Annotated in this window: 17 protein-coding genes; 6 read left to right on the top strand and 11 right to left on the bottom strand. The window is 72.0% G+C overall.

Features of this window, described 5'->3' with window-relative positions; all coding sequences use genetic code 11:
* The first annotated feature begins 104 nt into the window (after positions 1-104).
* Both ACIBH1_RS39110 and ACIBH1_RS39115 read left to right on the top strand, forming a co-directional pair.
* The gene (locus ACIBH1_RS39110; protein WP_397319111.1) at positions 105-725 is read left to right on the top strand and encodes a PaaI family thioesterase; all 621 of its coding nucleotides are present in this window, start codon (positions 105-107) and stop codon (positions 723-725) included.
* Positions 726-740: 15 nt separating this feature from the next.
* Positions 741-1,394 (top strand): GntR family transcriptional regulator, encoded by a 654-nt coding sequence (locus ACIBH1_RS39115; protein ID WP_397319112.1) that lies wholly within the window; start codon positions 741-743, stop codon positions 1,392-1,394.
* On the opposite strand, the gene ACIBH1_RS39120 is transcribed toward ACIBH1_RS39115, so the two are convergent.
* The 6 genes from ACIBH1_RS39120 to ACIBH1_RS39145 are packed head-to-tail and all read right to left on the bottom strand — an operon-like array spanning position 1,391 to position 8,083.
* Complete coding sequence (locus ACIBH1_RS39120; protein WP_397319113.1) at positions 1,391-2,140, bottom strand: glucose 1-dehydrogenase; 750 nt, start codon at positions 2,138-2,140, stop codon at positions 1,391-1,393. The two genes, ACIBH1_RS39115 and ACIBH1_RS39120, sit on opposite strands and share 4 nt — an antisense overlap.
* Positions 2,140-4,146 (bottom strand): acetate--CoA ligase family protein, encoded by a 2,007-nt coding sequence (locus ACIBH1_RS39125; protein WP_397319114.1) that lies wholly within the window; start codon positions 4,144-4,146, stop codon positions 2,140-2,142. The genes ACIBH1_RS39120 and ACIBH1_RS39125 overlap by 1 nt, the downstream gene beginning before the upstream one ends.
* On the bottom strand, positions 4,130-5,635 hold the full coding sequence (locus tag ACIBH1_RS39130; RefSeq protein ID WP_397319115.1) for a class I adenylate-forming enzyme family protein: 1,506 nt from the start codon (positions 5,633-5,635) through the stop codon (positions 4,130-4,132). Before ACIBH1_RS39130 ends, ACIBH1_RS39125 begins: the two co-directional genes overlap by 17 nt.
* 15 nt (positions 5,636-5,650) lie before the next feature.
* Complete coding sequence (locus tag ACIBH1_RS39135; protein ID WP_397319116.1) at positions 5,651-5,974, bottom strand: VOC family protein; 324 nt, start codon at positions 5,972-5,974, stop codon at positions 5,651-5,653.
* Positions 5,971-6,309, bottom strand: coding sequence for a Zn-ribbon domain-containing OB-fold protein (locus ACIBH1_RS39140; protein WP_397319117.1), 339 nt, complete (start codon positions 6,307-6,309; stop codon positions 5,971-5,973). Before ACIBH1_RS39140 ends, ACIBH1_RS39135 begins: the two co-directional genes overlap by 4 nt.
* 52 nt (positions 6,310-6,361) lie before the next feature.
* Positions 6,362-8,083, bottom strand: a complete 1,722-nt coding sequence (locus ACIBH1_RS39145) for a protein kinase (RefSeq protein WP_397319118.1) — start codon at positions 8,081-8,083, stop codon at positions 6,362-6,364.
* Between the two features lie 195 nt (positions 8,084-8,278).
* Here ACIBH1_RS39145 and ACIBH1_RS39150 point away from each other — a divergent pair, with 195 nt between their 5' ends.
* Both ACIBH1_RS39150 and ACIBH1_RS39155 read left to right on the top strand, forming a co-directional pair.
* On the top strand, positions 8,279-8,839 hold the full coding sequence (locus tag ACIBH1_RS39150) for an isochorismatase family cysteine hydrolase (RefSeq protein ID WP_397319119.1): 561 nt from the start codon (positions 8,279-8,281) through the stop codon (positions 8,837-8,839).
* Positions 8,839-9,603, top strand: coding sequence for an SDR family NAD(P)-dependent oxidoreductase (locus tag ACIBH1_RS39155; RefSeq protein WP_397319120.1), 765 nt, complete (start codon positions 8,839-8,841; stop codon positions 9,601-9,603). The genes ACIBH1_RS39150 and ACIBH1_RS39155 overlap by 1 nt, the downstream gene beginning before the upstream one ends.
* Before the next feature lie 2 nt (positions 9,604-9,605).
* On the opposite strand, the gene ACIBH1_RS39160 is transcribed toward ACIBH1_RS39155, so the two are convergent.
* Positions 9,606-10,841: a serine hydrolase domain-containing protein gene (locus ACIBH1_RS39160; RefSeq protein WP_397319121.1), complete on the bottom strand. Its 1,236-nt coding sequence runs from the start codon at positions 10,839-10,841 to the stop codon at positions 9,606-9,608.
* A 28-nt stretch (positions 10,842-10,869) separates the two neighbouring features.
* Here ACIBH1_RS39160 and ACIBH1_RS39165 point away from each other — a divergent pair, with 28 nt between their 5' ends.
* Positions 10,870-11,754, top strand: coding sequence for a cyclase family protein (locus ACIBH1_RS39165; protein ID WP_397319122.1), 885 nt, complete (start codon positions 10,870-10,872; stop codon positions 11,752-11,754).
* Positions 11,755-11,758: 4 nt separating this feature from the next.
* On the opposite strand, the gene ACIBH1_RS39170 is transcribed toward ACIBH1_RS39165, so the two are convergent.
* Positions 11,759-12,760 carry a cytochrome P450 gene (locus tag ACIBH1_RS39170; RefSeq protein ID WP_397319123.1) on the bottom strand — a complete coding sequence of 334 codons (1,002 nt, stop codon included), beginning with the start codon at positions 12,758-12,760 and terminating at the stop codon, positions 11,759-11,761.
* A gap of 55 nt (positions 12,761-12,815) precedes the next feature.
* On the opposite strand from ACIBH1_RS39170, the gene ACIBH1_RS39175 reads away from it, so the two are divergent.
* On the top strand, positions 12,816-13,433 hold the full coding sequence (locus ACIBH1_RS39175) for a TetR/AcrR family transcriptional regulator (protein WP_397319124.1): 618 nt from the start codon (positions 12,816-12,818) through the stop codon (positions 13,431-13,433).
* Here ACIBH1_RS39175 and ACIBH1_RS39180 read toward each other — a convergent pair.
* Genes ACIBH1_RS39180 through ACIBH1_RS39190 form a run of 3 tightly spaced genes read right to left on the bottom strand, consistent with a single transcriptional unit; the run spans position 13,417 to position 17,248 of the window.
* The gene (locus tag ACIBH1_RS39180) at positions 13,417-14,649 is read right to left on the bottom strand and encodes an aminoglycoside phosphotransferase family protein (protein ID WP_397319125.1); all 1,233 of its coding nucleotides are present in this window, start codon (positions 14,647-14,649) and stop codon (positions 13,417-13,419) included. The two genes, ACIBH1_RS39175 and ACIBH1_RS39180, sit on opposite strands and share 17 nt — an antisense overlap.
* Before the next feature lie 45 nt (positions 14,650-14,694).
* Positions 14,695-16,179: an AMP-binding protein gene (locus ACIBH1_RS39185; RefSeq protein ID WP_397319126.1), complete on the bottom strand. Its 1,485-nt coding sequence runs from the start codon at positions 16,177-16,179 to the stop codon at positions 14,695-14,697.
* 25 nt (positions 16,180-16,204) lie between these two features.
* Complete coding sequence (locus ACIBH1_RS39190) at positions 16,205-17,248, bottom strand: LLM class flavin-dependent oxidoreductase (protein ID WP_397319127.1); 1,044 nt, start codon at positions 17,246-17,248, stop codon at positions 16,205-16,207.
* Positions 17,249-17,305: the final 57 nt, after the last annotated feature.

Raw genomic sequence — 17,305 nt, forward strand, 5'->3', positions numbered from 1 at the left:
GATATGCCGGAAATAGGTAGTGAAATCCGGAAAAGATCTACCTGTGACCTGTGTGATCCCTGATTCGAATGCCGTTCTGTAGAACGTGTTCTAGTATGGGGCGCATGACGATGGAGCTCACTCCCGAGTCCCGCCTGGCCGCCCACTGCGAGCTCGCCCAGCAGACCCGCGACCTGATGGACGCCGTGGCACTGACGGAGGTCGCGGAGGACGAGCTGCTGGCCGTCGCGGCCGAGCTGGCGGCGCTCACCGAGCGCCTGCGAGCGGCCTCCCGCGCCACCCCGCTGCCCTTCGACCTCTCGCCCGACGGCAACCTGCGCCACCTCGGCAACGCCGTCATCGGCGGCGCCAACCCCATGGCCCTGCCGCTGGTCGTCGAGATGGACGGGCTGACCGCCAGGGCCGAGGTCACCTTCCGCCCCCTGCACGAGGGCCCGCCCAACGGGGTGCACGGCGGCATCAGCGCCATGGTCCTGGACCACCTACTCGGCCAGGCCGCCGCGGCAGCGGGCTTCCCCGGCATGACCGGCACCCTCACCGTGCGCTACCTGCGGCCCGTGCCGTACGGCACGCCGCTGGTGGCCACCGCCGAGCACACCCGCGCCGAGGGGCGCAAGAGCTGGGCCGACGGCCGCATCGCGCTGCCCGACGGCACGCCCCTGGTGGAGGCGAGCGGGGTGTTCGTCATGCCGACCGCCTGGCTGGGACGGCATCCCGGCACCTGACGGTACGGTTTATGCATGGTCTACGAGACGCTGAAGGAGCAGATCATCGAGGGGGTGCTCCAGCCGGGCCGGCGTCTCGTCGAGCGTGAGCTCGGCACCGAGCACGGTGTCTCCCGCGTTCCCGTCCGCGAGGCGCTGCGGCGCCTGGAGGCCGAGCGCCTGGTCGTGGTCGTGCCGCGCAAGGGCGTGCTGGTGCGCCCGTTCACCCCCGCCGACGTGGCCGACCTGTTCGACGTGCGCGAGAGCCTGGAGGTGCTGGCCGCCAGGCTGGCCGCCGTGCAGGCCACCGAGGCCGATCTCAAGCGCCTGCGCGCCTCGCTCGACCACGCCGCCCGCCAGAGCGTGCCCTCGGAGATCGCCCGCGCCAACGCCGCCTTCCACACGGTCGTCGTCGAGCTGTCGGGCAACGCCCTGCTCGTCGACATCATGCGCCCGCTGGAGGCCAGGCTGCGCTGGCTGTTCAGGCTCACCTCCAGCCGCGACATCGCCCAGCAGTGCGCCGAGCACGCGGAGCTGTTCGCCGCGATCGCCGCTCACGATCCCGACGCCGCCGCCGAGTGCGCGCTCAAGCACGTCAGCAGCGGCCGCGCCCCCTCGCTGGAGCTGGCCAAGGGCTGGAGCGCCGTCGACACGCTGGAGGTGGCGCGCAGCCGCCGCAAGAGGTCCTAGTACCCCGCTCCGGTGAGCAGCCCTCCGTCGACCGTGAACTCACTGCCGGTGCAGTAGCTGGAGCGGTCGGAGGCCAGGAAGGCCACCACGTGGGAGACCTCGATCGGCTTGGCGAAGCGCTTGATGACCATCGACTTGACGAAGGCGTCGGCGTCGACCTCGGTCATCATCTCGGGGTCCAGGACCATGTTCGTGTTGATCGCCCCGGGGTGCACGCTGTTGACCCGGATCTTGAAGGGGGCGAGCTCGCGCGCGGCGGCCTTGGTGACGCCGCGGATGCCGAACTTCGAGGCGGCGTAGGCCGACAGTCCTGCCGCGCCGATGAAGCCCTCGATGGAGGAGATGTTGACGATCGAGCCGCGTCCCGAGGCTTTCATGGGCTCGATCACCGACTTCACGCCGAGCCAGGTGCCCTTGAGGTTGACGTCGAGGACGCGGGAGAACTCCTCGACGTCCATGTCGGCGATGCGGCGAAATTTCAGGATCCCGGCGTTGTTGACCAGGATGTTGAGCTTGCCGTACGTCTCCAGGACGGTGTCCACCGCCCGCGCCCACTCCTCCGGCCGGGTCACGTCCTGACGCACGAACGTCGCCCCGGTCTCGGCGGCCAGGGCCTTGCCCTCCTCCTCCAGCACGTCGCCGAAGACCACCTGGGCGCCCTCTTCCAGGAACAAGCGCACGTGGGATTCCCCCATGCCCCTCGCGCCCCCGGTGATCAACGCGACCTTGCCGTCCAGCAGGCCCATCACAGACTCCTTCCCGCGGCGACGGCCACGGCCGCCGCCTCCATCGATCGGTAGACGGGCAGCCGCGAGGCGATGGCCCGTAGCTCGTTCTCGACCCCGGGCGGGGCGACGTCGGCGTTCCGCAGCACCAGGCTCAGCCGGGTGCCCCTGACCTGGACGAGCTCCCGCGCGAAGGCGTGGAGCGGCTCGGCGGAGGAGCCGTAGGTGAAGAAGCTCTGCACGTTGACGTGGGCGACGACGTCGCCGTACGCCAGGAGGGGGAGTATCGCCTCGATGGCCTTCCTGGCCAGGGCGGGGTCGGCGCGGGGGCCGACGGGGATCTCCAGCGGGTTGGCCAGCGAGCTGCCCGCGCCCAGGCCGAGGCCGTCGAGGGCGCCGTCGGGCAGGGGCGGCAGCGGCAACCCCCGGCGGTCGAAGGCGTCGGCGGCCAGCACGCTCGCCCCGCCGCTGGGACCGATCACCAGGACACCGTCCGACCCCCGCCGATCGGCTCCGCGAGAAGCGGCACCGGGGGATACGCCACCGTGGGACGTGGCATGGGCCTGGAAGTAGGAGAGCACCCCGATCAGGTCGTCCTGGCTGTCGACGAGCACCGTGCCCGTCTGCTCGGCCAGCGCCCGCCACACCCGGCCGTCGCCGGCCAGCCCGCCCGTGTGCGAGGCGGCGGCCAGCCTTCCCTGGCGGGTGCGGCCCCCGACCAGCAGGGCCACCGGCTTGTCCGTCTCCCGCAGCGCTTCGAACAGCGCCCGCCCGTCACGCGGGTCCTCCAGGTAGAGCCCGATCGCCGTGGTCTCCGGGTCGCCTGCCAGCCAGCCGAGCAGCTCGGCGGGGCCGACGTCGGCGCAGTTGCCCACGGTGGCGACCCGGCTGAAGCGCAGCCCGCGCAGCTCGCCGACCTTGACGACCTCCCCGGCCAGGCCGCCGCTCTGCGAGACGAGGGCGATGCCGCCCGGCTCGCCGAGGCCGCCGCCGACGAAGGTCTGGCGGCCCTTGGGTGAGTAGACGCCCATGCAGTTGGGCCCCAGCAACCGGCTCCCTGACGGCATCGCGTCGAGCAGTCCGGCCTCCAGGTCGGCGCGCCCCGCCTCGCCGAACCCGCCGCTCATCACCTGGATGTACGGCACGCCCTCCGCCTGCCGTACGACCTCGGCGCATCGGGCGGCGGGCACCGCGACCAGCGCGTAGTCCACGCCCGACAACGACGGCACGGCAGGTACCCCGTCGATGGAGGAGGCCGTGGGGTGCACGGCCACGACCGGGACACCGCTCTGCTTGTAGAAGCCGAGGAACATGTTGCCGAAGCCCGGCTTGGTGGTGGAGGCGCCCACCACGGCGACGCGGCGCGGCTCGAACAGGGCGGTGAAGTCGCCCGCGCGACGGGGGGCCGGCGCGGGGGCCGAGCCCTCGATGTAGCGGGCGTCGACGGCCACCAGCCCGCCGGGCCCGGCGATGACGGGGTTGAGCTCGAACTCTCCCAGCTCCAGCCGCTCCCACATTCCTCCGTTGCCGCCCAGGGCCAGCAGCAGCTTGACCACAGCCGACACGTCGACGGCGGGGGAGCCGCGGAAGCCGTGCAGGAGCGGCGAGCCGCGAAGGCCCTCGACCATGGCCCGCGCGTCGTCCTCGGCGATCGGGCACACCCGCAGCACCGTGTCGCGCAGCACCTCGGTCCAGACGCCGCCGAGTCCAAAGAGCAGCACGGGCCCCGCCATGGGGTCGCGGACCAGCCCGGCGATGAGCTCGACCCCGGCGGGCGCCTGCTCCTCGACGAGGTAGGAGGCGAAGCCCATCTCGGCCGCCGCCGCGGGCAGGTCGGCGTGGGCGAGGCCGAGCCGTACACCGCCCACGTCGGACTTGTGCAGCACCCCCGACGCCTTGAGCACCAGGGGCGCGGTCAGGGCGGCGCACGACGCGAAGTCGCCGTCGGTGACCAGCACGCCCCGCGGCACGGGGATGCCCGATGCGAGCAGCAGTTCCTTGACCGCGTGCTCAGACCAGGTGGCCATACAGCTCCCGGATCTCCCGCCTGAGCAGCTTGCCGGGCCCGCCGGACGCGTCCTGGAAGTGCGGCAGCTCGTCGGCGACCACGATGTGGTCGGGCCGCTGGTGGGCGGGCAGCGACTCCGACAGCGCGAGCGCGATCTTGGCGGCGTCGAGCGAGTGACCCGCGCGGGGCACGACGGCCAGCAGGATCTTCTGCTCCGACGCGCCCTCCGGGACGCCGACCGCGCCAGCCTCCGCCACGTCGTCCAGGGCCGCGGCGGCCTCCTCGACGGCGGCGGGCTGGCTCCAGTGGCCGCCCTTGGCGATGGCGTCCTCGCGCCGCCCGAGCACGGTGAGGACGCCGTCCTCCGAGACGGCGCCGAGGTCGCCGCCGACGAACCATTCGCCGCGCAGCACCTCGTCGGAGGACAGGCCGTCGTAGCCCGCCATGCGGTGCGGCCCGGCCAGGTTGATCTCGCCGGTCCGGCCGACGACGCGTCCGCCGGAGGGGTCGGTGATCCGGACGGCGTTGCCCATCCTGGCCCGGCCGGAGGAGCCGAGCGGCGTGGATCCGTCGTCGACCCTGCCCATGCACGTGTAGGGCGCCTCGGTCTGGCCGTAGTAGGAGTAGACCCCGGCCTCCGGCAGGCGTTCCTTGATGCGCGAGAGCATGGTGGCGGTGAGCGGCTCGCCGCCGAGCATGATCACCCGCAGGGACGACAGGTCGACCCCGGCGTGCTCGTCGGAGCCGAGCAGGGCGGCGTAGAACGAGGGGATCTGCGAGACGTGGGTGACCTTCTCGCGCGGCACCACTTTCAGGAAGTTGCCGGGGCCCCAGTCCTGCTCCAGCACCAGCCGCATGCCCGCGTAGAGGGCCGGGCCGACGATGGCGGGGAAGCCGATGCCCCAGATGATCGCGCCGGTGCCGAAGACGGAGTCCTGGGAGCGCGGCACGTCGAGCCAGATCTGCGCCGTGGCGATGGAGGAGGCGTGGGTGTGCACGACGGGCTTGGGCAGCCCGGTCGTCCCCGAGGTGTAGTAGAGGGCCACCGGGTCGTCGTGGAACCCGTGGAGCTCGGGCTCGTCCTGGTTGTCCGAGACCAGCGACTCGGCGGCGATCCAGGAGGTGATGCCGGGTAGATCGGGCTTGATCCGCTCGATCACCTCGGCGACCGTGGCGTCGTAGACGAACGCGGTGCAGCCCGACCGCTCCACCACGGCCTGGAGCGTCTCGACCGGCCAGAACGGGTTGAGCGCCGCGGTGACCGCGCCGAGCTTGGCCTGGGCCAGGTAGATCTGCGCCACCAGCAGCGTCTCGTTGAGCAGCGCCGCGACCCGCTGGCCTGGCACGATCCCGGCCGCCGTCAGCGCGTGCGCGCGTTCGTTGACCGCGCGGTTGAGCTCGTCGTAGGTGAAGCTCTGCTCGCCGCAGTAGGTGAGCGCGACCCGATCGGGAGTGCGCAGCGCGCCGGCCGTCAGGATCGCGTAGCCGTAGTTTCCATATGGCGACATGGGGGTGCCTCCCGATCAGAGTGGCTGGTACAGCACGAAGGGGTTGCCCGACGGGTCGCGCAGCACCGCGCGCAGCTCGTGCGGCCCGGTCTCGGCCGGTCGCTCGACCTTCCCGCCCCGCTCCAGGAACTCCTGTACGGCCAGGGCCAGGTCCTCGACCTTGAAGGAGGGCACCGGCTCGTCCACCACGTGCTCGGCGGGACCGGCCAGTGCGATGGTGACCGTCCCTCCGTCGAGGGCGGCGAAGCGGTCGCCGTCGCGGAACTTGACCGGCAGGCCGTAGAACTCGATCGCCTCGTCCAGGTCGGCGACGGGGATGAGCACGTTGCCGAGCTTCATAGGGGCCTCCACTGCGGTAGGTCGTCGGCGAAAGTGACCCGCACCCGCTGGCCGATGGCGACCTCGTCGGCGAGGACCCGGCCGAAGGCGCGCACGCCCTCGGGCAGGTCGATCCAGGCCAGGATGTACGGCTCGCGCCCGCGGAACTCGGGGACGAAGGAGCGGTGGACGACGGTGTAGGTGTGCACGGTCCCCTCGCCCGAGACCGGTCGGAAGACGAGTTCGCCGCCGCAGGCGGGGCACTCCTCGGCGGGCAGGTGGATGTAACGGGCGCATGGGTCGCAGCGCTGAATGACCAGCTCGCCGCGCGCGCAGGCGGCCCAGTAGGCGTCCATCGATTGCCAAGCTAGCGCACGCTTGGTTGACGCACAACAGGCCGGATCCGGCTCAGCCCGGCGGCGGCTCGCTGATCACGTCGGTGGGCTCGGACTCGGCCGTGGGCAGCGCCCTCGTGCTCGCCTCGGGCGTCGGCGAAGGGACGGTCCTGGCCGTCGGCGACGGCGCGCCCTGGGAGGTGCCGGTCGGTTCCTGGGTCGGGCAGGGCGGCCCGTCCATCGGCGCCTCGCTGACCTCCGGGCCGTTGTCGGCCACGGGCACGGTGGCCACGATGATCCCGAAGTAGGCGCGCCCGCCGCAGGCCACGTCGCCCAGGTCGCGGGTGATGGGCTGGGTGTAGCTCGTCTCGCCGGTCAGGGTGCGCGTCTCGGTGCCCAGCACGCGGGCGGTGCCGCCCTCCTCGCGCCGGGTGTAGGAGATCTTCAGCTGCACCGGTCCCGTGCCCGCCGCCGTCACCCGCACGGCGCCAGCCGAGCCGCTCCAGCCCAGGATGGTCGCGGCCCGCACCGCCGGGCGGGCGGGGGCGGACTGCGACGACCGCGTGGGCGTGGGTGTGGGCGCGGACGTCGCGGGAGGCGGCGGTGGCTGGCTCTGGCCCGAGGTCGGCGGTTCCTGCCGCGAGGTCGGCGGAGCGCTGGTGACGGGAAGCTTGGTGGTGGGCCGCCTGCTCGGCCTGCGGTCCGTGGGAGGCGGCCTGCTGCCTTCGACCGTCGGATCGATCTGCCGCGGCGACTCGGGCGGCGGCATCAGGATCGGCCCGGTGTTGCCCGTGCCCCGCGCCACGAGCAGGGCGACCAGCATCGCCACCACCGCGCCGCCCGCGATCCACAGGTGCGGCGGCAGCCTCGGCACGAGGGTGACCCAGCTACGCCCGCGCCTGATGACGGCCGTCTCGCCTTCGCCCGGGTTGTCGGGCGCCGCCAGCGGGAAACGCAGCGCCAGCAGGGTGGCCAGTTCCGCCAGGTGACGCCGGCCGCGTTTCTCCCATTCCGGGCCGTAGCCCGCGAGCGCGTCCTCCTCCAGCTCCGACAGGAACTCCGTCGCCGAGCCGTACCTGGTGGCGGCGTCCTTGGCCAGGCCCCTGCGTAACAGGTCGCGCAGCATGTCGGGCACGAGTTCCAGCGGGACGGGGTCGTGCAGGTGCCGGTCGCGGATCTCCGAGGTGGTGCCGCGGTACGGCACGCGGCCCATCACGCACTCGAACAGCTGGCACGCGGCGGCGTACAGGTCGGCGCGCGGGTTGAAACCGTTGGTGTGCAGCCACAGCTCGGGAGCCATGTACGGCGGGCTGCCCTGCGGCACGTTGGGCTCCTCGACGTACCCCACGACCCCGAAGTCGCCCAGCTTGCTGGTGCCGTCGGCCTGCACCAGGACGTTCTCGGGCTTGACGTCGCGGTGCGCCACGCCCTTGGCGTGCCCGGCGGCCAGCGCCAGCAGGGTGCCCTTCAGCACGGCCAGCGCCGCCTCGGGGCTGGTACGGCCGTGCTCGGCGAGCAGGGTGCGCAGCGAGACGCCGTCGACGAGCTCCATCACCACGGCGGCCCTGGTGGGGGTCTCGACGTACTCGTAGAACCGCACGACGTTCTCGTCGTCGACCTCGACCAGGCGCGGGGTCTCGGCGGTGAAGCGGGACATGAACTCGGGGTCACGGCGCAGGGCGGCGTTGAGGTACTTGATCGCGACGTAGGCGCCGGTCTCCTGGTAGGTCGCGAGGAAGACCCGTCCCGTACGGCCGGCGCCAAGCTGACGTACTTCTCGGTACCCCGGGACCAAGATCAACCCCCATTGAGTCGCCCGTCTAGGATTCGACGGTCTCACCCGGGGTCCCGGTTGTCACGAGTCACGATATTTGACGTGTCGCGCTTGAATTATCACTCTTCGTGAAGGGTTGGGCGCGTTGTGGGGAAAGACCGGGGTTGTTAAGCTCCACATGTGAACCAAGCAAGCGCTCGGCCAGCAGTTCTGGTGATGGAGATGCAGCGAGGAGTCGTCGGCGACCTCACGAAATTTCCTGACCTGGCGGATGAAGGACTGATCGACAACACCGCCTCGCTCCTGCGCGCCGCCCGCGCCGCCGGGATGCCCGTCGTGCACTGCACCGCCGCCTTTCGCGCCGACCGCGCGGGATCGTTCACCGACAACTGCCCGTTCATCGTGCACCTGCTCAAGGACCCCGGCCACATGCTGGAGGGCACCCCCGCCGTCGAGGTGCTGCCGGAACTGTGGGACGACGGCGACCTGGAGAGCCGCCGATACCATGGCTTCTCGCCCTTCACCGGCACCACCCTCGACCGGCGCCTGCGCGCGATGGGCGTCACCCACCTCCTCGCCGCCGGGGTCTCGCTCAACCTGGGCATCCCCGGCCTGGCGCTCGAAGCGGTCAACCTCGGCTACCACGTCACCGTCGCCACCGACGCCGTCGCCGGGGTGCCGCGGGACTACGCGCAGGCCGTCATGAAGCACACCATCAGCCTGCTGGCCACCCGCAGGACCACCGCCGACCTCGTCGCCGCCATCAAGGAGAGGTGATGGAAGGACTGCGCCTGGACGGCAGGACGGCCGTCGTGACCGGGGGAGCCGGGGCCATCGGCGCCGCCATCAGTCGCGACCTGGCCGACCTCGGCGCCCACGTGATCGTCGCCGACCGCGACCTGCCAGGAGCCGAGAAGGTCGCCACCGAGCTGGTGGTCGAGCTCGGCGGCGGGACCCGGATGTGCCTCGGCAGGGCCGCCCACCTCGACCTGGTCTCACCCGCCTCGATCGAGCAGTTCGCCGCCGCCCACCAGCCCGACGTCGTGGTCCACAACGCCGGCGTCTCGGTGGTCGAGCCGTTCGTGGCGGGCGACCCCGCCAAGTGGGACCTGATGTGGCAGGTCAACCTGCGCGGGCCGATGTTGCTGACCAAGCTCGTGCTGCCGCGCATGACGGAGCGGGGCTGGGGGCGGCTGGTCTACATCTCCTCCGACGGCGCCCGCGCCGGCTCGGGTGGCGAAGGGGCCTACGCCGCCACCAAGGCCGGGCTCTTCGGCCTGGCCAAGTCGCTGGCCAGGGAGGTCGCCAGGGGCGGGGTGACCGTCAACGTCGTCTGCCCGGGACCCACCGACACCCCGATGCTGCGCCAGATCTCCGCCGAGCAGCCGGGCCTGGTCGACAAGCTCGCCCGCGCCATCCCGATGCGCCGCCTGGGCGAGCCCGCCGACGTGGCCGGACTCGTGGCCTACCTGTGCACCCACCGCGCCGCCTACATCACCGGCCAGGTCCTGTCGGTGAGCGGCGGCGTGACGATGCAGTGAAGTCACAGCGCCTGGTAGGACGCCTCCAGCAGCAGGTAGCCGCGCAGGGCGCCGTCGGCGGCGCGGGCCAGGCGATTCGGGGTGTAGCCGAAGGCCAGGCCGTGCTCCACGTCGCCCAGGCCGAGGAAGCCGCCCATGCCGGTGTGGCCGAACGCGCCCTCGTGGCCCGCGGGCGGGGTCAGGAACGTCATGCTGGGGCGCATGTAGCCCAGGCCGAAGGAGCTGTCGACGATCAGCAGCTCGTCGGGGCCGCTCACCCGCCGCCTGATGGCGTCGCGCAGGGTCTGCTCCTGGAGGATCTCGCCGGCGACCAGGGCGCGGTAGAAGCCGGCCAGGGCGCGGGCGGTGGTCACCACGCCGGCGGCGGGCCAGCCGGAGGCCATGACCGCGGGATGGTTGGCGCCGCCGGGCAGGAGCTGCATGTCGGGGTTGCCCAGGGCACGGTTGAGCGGGCTCTGCGGATCGGTGAAGGCGCGGTTCATGCGGGTGAACAGGTCGTCGGCCGGGACCTCCCGATCGCCGGCCGGGACCTCCCGATCGCCGGCCGGAGCCTCCCCAGGAACGGGCGTCTCCACGGGCGCCGGCGGGGAGGCGGGTCGCTCCGTGCGGGCGGCCGGGCGGCTGGTGGTCAGGCGGGCCGCGCGGTCGATGACGTGGTCGGGTGCCCCCAGCCACATGTCCAACCCCAGCGTCCCGGCGATCTCGGCCGCGACCAGCTCGCCCACCGACTTGCCGCTCACCCGGCGGATGACCTCGCCGAGCAGGAACCCGTATGTCAGGGCGTGATAGCCGTGCCTGCTGCCCGGCTCCCAGATCGGCTCCTGGGCCGCCAGCCGCGCGGCGATCGCCGGATGGTCGGAGAACTCCTCCACCGGCACCGGATCGTCGATGATCGGCAACCCCGCCTGGTGGGTGAGCAGGTGCTCCACGGTGACGTCCGGCTTGCCGAACTCCGGCCAGTACGTCGCCACCGGCCGGCTCACCTCCACGAGCCCGCGCTCGACGAGCGTGAGCAGCACGGTCGCGGTGATCGCCTTGGTGCACGAGTAGGCGTAGGCGGGCGTGTCGGCGGCCCACGGGCGCCCGGTGTGCCGGTCGGCCACGCCGTCCCACAGGTCGACGACGGGCTCGCCGTTCAGATAGACGGCGACGGCCGCGCCCACCTCCTCGTCCTTGGCGAAGCTCTTCTCGAAGATCTCTCGGACACGGGCGAAGCGGGGGTCACAGTGGCCGTTCACACGACTCCTAGGGGAAGCGAGCGCTTACTTGGTCACCGAGCCTAACAACTGGGGACGATTCGGCCCAGAGGATCAGCGGGGCACCCTCAACCTGCTGACCGGCGAGCGGGTGCTCGCCGCGCTGGCCGCCGCGGTCACCGGGCAGGTCCTGTGCCTGTCGATGCCGGTACGGCGGGGCGGACCTCGGCTGCGCGGGCGCCCGGAGCCTCAGCACTTCATGTCCATCGACGGCGCCGACTTCGCCGCGGGCACCAGGCCCGTGGGGGCGGGGCTGCGGATGGCCGACGACGCGCTCATCGTCTCGGCGCACGGCACGACCACCCACATGGACGCCCTGTGCCACATGTGGGAGGGCGATCACCTCTACAACGGCCACCCCGCCTCCCAGGTGCACTCCTATGGCGCCAGGCGGTGCGGCATCGAGCAGGCGGGCGGGGTCGTGGCGCGCGGCGTGCTCTTCGACGTGCCGAGGCACCTGGGGCTCGAACACCTGCCGCCCGGCTTCCGCGTCTCCGGCGACCTCCTGGAGGAGATCGCCCCCGTGGGTGCGGGCGAGGTGGCGGTGATCAGGACCGGCTGGCCGCTGGTGTGGGACCGTTCGCCGGAGGAGTACTGGTCGGGCCAGCCGGGCCTGGCCGCGTCGGCGGGGCGGTGGCTGGCAGAACGCGACGTGGCGGTGGTGGCCGCCGACAACGCCGCGATCGGCGGGCTCAACCCCCGCCAGCTCTCCGACGAGAGCCTGGCCGACGACCTGCACCTGATCCTGCTGCACCGCCACGGCATCCACCTGATCGAGCTGCTGTGGCTGGAGGAGCTGAGCGCGACCGGCCGCTCCGACTTCGTCTTCGTCGCCGCGCCCCTGCGCCTGCAGGGAGGCACGGCCAGCCCGCTCAACCCGCTGGCGATCCTCTGACAGGTCACCAGGCGACGGGCAGCTCCTCCAGCGTGGCGATCGGATAGCCGGCGCGCGGTCTGGGCTCTCCGGCGTGCCGCAGCGCGGGGAAGGCCTCGAACAGCGCGCGGTAGGCGATGCGCAGCTCCAGCCTGGCCAGGTTGTGGCCCAGGCACAGGTGCGCGCCGTACCCGAAGGCCAGGTGCTCGCGTGCCTCGGGCCGGTCCAGGCGCAGCGTGTGCGGGTCGGTGAAGACGGCGGGATCGTGGTTGGCGGCGAGCAGGTCGATCGTCACCGTCTCGCCCGGGGCGACCGTGCGCTCGTCGAGCTCCACCTCCTCGAGCGCCGCGCGGTTCGGCGCGCCCACCCGGACGATCGTCAGGTGCCGCAGCAGCTCCTCGACCGGGTCGGAGCGGTCCTGCTCGGGGTGGCGCAGCAACGTGTCGACGCCCAGCGAGATCATCGCCGCGGTGGTCTCGTGCCCGGCCACCAGCAGGATCAGCGCGATGTTGGTGAGCTCCTCGACGGCCAGCTCGGCCTTCAGCCCGCTGATCAGGTCGTCGCCGGGTTTCTTGGCGCCGATCAGGTCGCGCAGGTAGCCCGTGAGATCGGCCAGGGCCTGCTGCGAGCCGTACACCATCGCGGTCGAGCGGCTCTCGAAGAAGGCGTGGTCGGCGTACGGCACGCCGAGCAGCTCGCAGATCACCCGCGAGGGCAGGGGGAGGGCGAAGGTGCTCACCAGGTCCACAGGGGGGCCGTGGGTGATCATGTCGTCGATGAGCTCGGCGGCGATGCGCTCGATGCGGGGTTCGAGCAGCCGCATGCGGCGGACGGTGAACTGGCCCTGCAGCAGCCGCCGGTAGTGGGTGTGCCTCGGCGGGTCCATGTGGATGAACCAGCCGGGCGCCGCGGGCTGGGAGGCGTCGTTGGGCCGGGCGGTGGGGAGCTGGGCGCGCTTGAGCTCCTGCCGGTTGCTGAAACGCGGGTCGCTCAGGACCGTGCGGGCGTCTTTCTGAGTGCTGACCATAATTTGAGAGTAGACTCGCATTTAGGAGTTTGCTAGCACTTTGTAGAATCTCAGCATGAGTCTGCGGGAGCGCAAGAAGGCCAAGACCCGGGCGCTGATCCAGCGCGAGGCACTGCGGTTGTTCCGGGATCAGGGTTACGCGGCGACCACCGTCGAGCAGGTCGCCGAGGCGGCCGAGGTGGCGCCCAGCACGGTCTTCCGCTACTTCCCGACGAAGGAGGACCTGGTCCTCGTCGACGAGGACCAGGACTTCCTCGACGCGCTGCGCGACGCGCCCGCCGAGCTGGGCGCGGTGGGCGCGGTGCGGCACGCGATGCGGGTGTGGACGGCCGCGCAGAGCCCCGAAGAGCTGGCCGAGGGGGTCGAGCGGGAGCGGCTGATGCTCACCGTGCCCGAGATGTGGGTGTCGAGCCTGAAGAGCATCACCGGGTCGGTCACGGCGATGCAGGAACTGCTGGCCCGGCGGGCGGGGGTCCCGGTCGAGGCGATGCGCAACCGTACGGGCGCGATCGTGGGAGTGATCTTCGCGGTATGGCTCACCTGGTCGTCCTCGCCGGGCTCCGACGGCCCGGCCGAGCTGGACCGGGCCCTGGCCGAGCTGGAGGTGCTCGACAGGGCCCCCGCGGCTCCGGCGCCGGACCCCGCCGTGCCGGAGGTCAGGAACGCAGGGTGAGCAGGCGGCGCAGCCAGCGGGCGATCATGGGCTTCAGCGTCGCGTCGCCGTCAGGAGGCAGCACCGAGACGATCGCCGCGTAGCTGATCGCCTGGTTCACGGCCACCAGCGGCTCGGCCAGTTCCCACGCCTCCCGCAGCCGCTCGGGCGACGCGTATGCGGTCCAGGCGGCCAGGTAGGCGTCGAGCGCGGCCGGGTTGGGTTCCCAGTAGAGCGTCACCAGGTCGAGGAAGGGGTGGCCGACACCCGCGTCCGTCCAGTCGAAGAAGACGAAGCCGTCGTCGGCGCGGGCGACGTTGGCCAGGTGGAAGTCGCCGTGCACGGCGCAGTCGGGCAGGCCGTACGCCGCCAGCCGCTCGACCGCCGAGAGCAGGTCGGGGACGGCGGAGCGGATCGCTCGCGCCTCCTCCTGGTTCAGCCAGGACGCCGGGTCGGCGCCGGGCGGGACCACCGCGTGGTCGAGCGCGGCGGCCCAGGTCGACAGCTGGTCGGCCAGCCATGGCAGGGTGCGCTCACCGCATCCCGCGGCGGTGAGCTCGGCGGTCAGCCCGGGGGTGGCCGCCTGGAAGCGGCCGTAGGCGCCCAGCACCTCGGCCTGCACCTCGGGCGGGGCCTGATGGCCGATCTCCGGAGGGAAGGGCCGCATGGCCAGCAGCCGGGCGCCGGGGTCGTGGGCGAGCGGCGCGGGCACCCGGCCGGGGAAGTGCCGGTGCAGGACGGTGACGACCGCGCCCTCGTCGACGAACAGCGGGGAGTCGGCGGCGGACTTCACGTAGACGTCGCCGTCCGTGGTGGGGACGCGCAGGACGCAGCTCAGCTCCCAGATCCGCACCTGCTCGGCCGGGCCGGTGACGGTGGCGCCCGGCGGCAGGGAGCCGGCCAGCCAGCGGGTGATCCGGTGGATCCAGCCCGGCCCCGCCCACGGGGCGTCGCCCGGCTCGGGGACGTGCCACTCCGGGGCGAGGCCGTCGGTGAAGTCGTCGCGGTCGGCGCCGAGCAGGGTCAGGTGCCGCTCGCCCGTCTCGGTGTCTTCCTTCTCGGACAGCGCCTTGAGCAGCACGGCGTCGACCTGGCGCTCACGCAGCAGCGCCTCCTGCAGGGGGCGGGGCTCGTCGGCCCACAGGCGCCCTGGCAGCTCGATCGCGGGCAGCACCCGCGTCCCGCCGGGTCGGACGAGCTGCCATTCGACGGTGGTGCGCCACCCGGGTTCGATCACGGCGACCAACTGTGCACTATCCCCGCCACCCGGGGCCACCGGATATCAGGTCCCCGGGTAGTTCCCTCCGCCGTGGGCGGCGTCGAGCGCGTCGTAGTCGGGGGTGAAGCCCTTCTTGGGAACGGCCTGCACGAACACCACGCGCTTGGGCTTCTTGTAGGAGGCCAGCAGCCCCTTGGCGTGCTCGATCAGCTCCTCGCCCGTGGCCTCGCCCTTGAGCGCGACGACGGCCAGGACCGCCTGGTGCCAGGTGTCGTCGGGCACGCCGATGACGGCGGCGTCGGCCACGGCGGGGTGCGCCTTGAGCGCGCGCTCGACCTCGGCGGGGTAGATGTTCTCGTTGCCCGACTTGATCATCCGAAGCTTGGGCCCGATGAAGGTGATGGTGCCGTCGGGCTCGCGTTTGCCCAGGTCGCCGGTGTGGTGCCAGCCATCGGCTGATTTAACGGCGTTAAGCTCCGGCCGGGCGAAATATCCGGAGAAGAGGGTTTTGCCGCGCGCGCAGATCTCGCCCACCTCCCCCGGCGGCACCTCGACCCCGCCGGGCCCGATGATCCGCACCTGCACCAGCGGCGAAGGCCGCCCCGCGTACCCCGAGCCCCCGGGCGCCAGCCCCAGGAAGGTGAGCATGCCGCCCACCTCGGTCTGGCCGTACCCGCCCATCTTGGAGCGGCACCACGGCGAGTCGTCGACCGTGGTCATGGCGTCCCACTCGGCCGAGTGGGAGATGAAGCGCATCGAGGACAGGTCGTACTTGCCGCCCGCGTTGGCCGCGACGACGGCGTCGATCATCTGCCCGAACAGGAACGCCTGCGTGACCTTCTCCGCATCGACCAGCCGGCACAGCTCCTCCGCGTCGAAGGCGGGCATGAAGACGTTCTTGCCGCCGAGATGGAAGGTGGCCAGGGCGAACATCGTCGTGCCGACGTGGAAGAGCGGCCCGCTGGCCAGGAAGGCGAAGTCCGGCTCCATCCGCCGCACGATCTGCAGCGAGGTGGCGTGGGCGAGCAGGGCGGCGCTCGACAGCAGCGCGGCGTTGGGCCGGCCGTCGAAGGCGGCGGTGTAGAGCGCCAGCACCGGCTCGGTGTCGGCGACCTGGTCGAAGGCGCGCAACGAGCCGGAGGCGAGGAAGGCCTCGTACTCCTCGCCGGCCCGGATCCAGGCGCCGTCGGCCTGGACGAGCGGGGCGACGGCGTCCGAGGGTTCCCACACCACGACGCGCGGCGCGAGGTCGTCGAGGACGAACCGCAGCTCGTCGGTGCTCTGCCGCCAGTTGGCCGGGCAGCAGATCGCGCCCAGCCGCGAGCAGGCCAGCAGCAGTTCCAAAACGGCATGGGCGTTCTGGCCCAGCCAGAGCACCCGGTCCCCGGGGCCGGTGCCGCGCTCGGCCAGCGCCGCGGCCAGGCGGGTGACGCGGGCTTCCAGCTCGGGGTAGGTGAGCCGGACCTCGCCGTCGACCACGGCCACGGCCTGGGGCCTGCTGCGCGCGTGGTCGGCCAGGACGTCGGAGAGGGTCAGGGAGTGGATCATCGCGCCTCCTGGAAAATCACTGCATTCAGCGGAACGCCGGCATGACCTCGGCGGCGAAGAAGCGCATGACCTGCTTCATCTCCTCGAGCGGCATCGGCCTGGTGCTGCCGAAGTCGCACAGCAGCTGCCCGAATCCCGCGTCGCGCAGCACGGAGATCTGCTCGACGACCCGGCCGGGATCCCCGATCACCTCCAGCTGCTCCCACCGGAAGTCGTTGCTCACCGAACCGCCCTTGAGGTAGCGGTCCTGGTAGTACTCGAAGCCCTGGGCGGCCTTGCCGGTGCGCGAGTCGATGGGCGCGCTGCGCTGGTTGAAGATGCGCGAGCGGTCGAATCCGGCCTCGAAGCGCGCCTGGTCCTCGCGTGCCTGCTCCAGCGTGGGCGCCACGTAGACACTGCGCGCCACGACGAGGCTGTCGGCGCGCTGCCCGGAGATCGTCTGCCAGGTCTCGGCGGCCTGCACCACCTTGCGGAAGGGCGCCGCGGGGTCGGCCAGGATCGGGATGCCGCGCTCGGCGTACATCGTCACCGTCTCGGGTGAGACGGCCGCCACGTGGATCGGCGGGTGCGGCGTCTGCACCGGGCGGGGCGTCAGCGCCACCTCCGCGCCGGTCTTGTAGAACTTGCCCTCGTGCTGGAACGACTCGCGGGTGAACAGCCCGAGGATGACCTCCAGCGACTCGTTGAACCGGTCGCGCGCCTCGGCCAGGTCGATGCCGAAGCCCTCGAACTCGAAGCTCTGGTAGCCGCGGCCGATGCCGAGGTCGAGCCGGCCGCCGGAGAGCACGTCGACCAGCGCCGCCTCCTCGGCGACGTGCACGGGGTTGTGCAGCGGCAGCACCACGATGCCGGTGCCCAGGCGGATGCGCTCGGTCCTGGCGGCGGCGTGGGCGAGGATCGTGAACAGGTTGGGCACCACGCCGTAGTCGCGGAAGTGGTGCTCGGCCAGGCGCACGCCGTCGAACCCCAGCTCTTCGGCCAGCTCGATGAGCTCCAGGTGGTAGTCGTAGACGTCCTTGAAGCTCTGTCCATCGAAACGGTGGAAGAGGTGGAAGGTCGAGAACTTCATGCCGGCCCCTCGTCTGCTAACCAAGCGCTCGCTTGGGCAGCGTATCAGGAGCCATAG

Source organism: Nonomuraea sp. NPDC050663 (genome assembly GCF_044456985.1).
In the GTDB taxonomy this organism is placed as follows: Bacteria; Actinomycetota; Actinomycetes; order Streptosporangiales; family Streptosporangiaceae; genus Nonomuraea.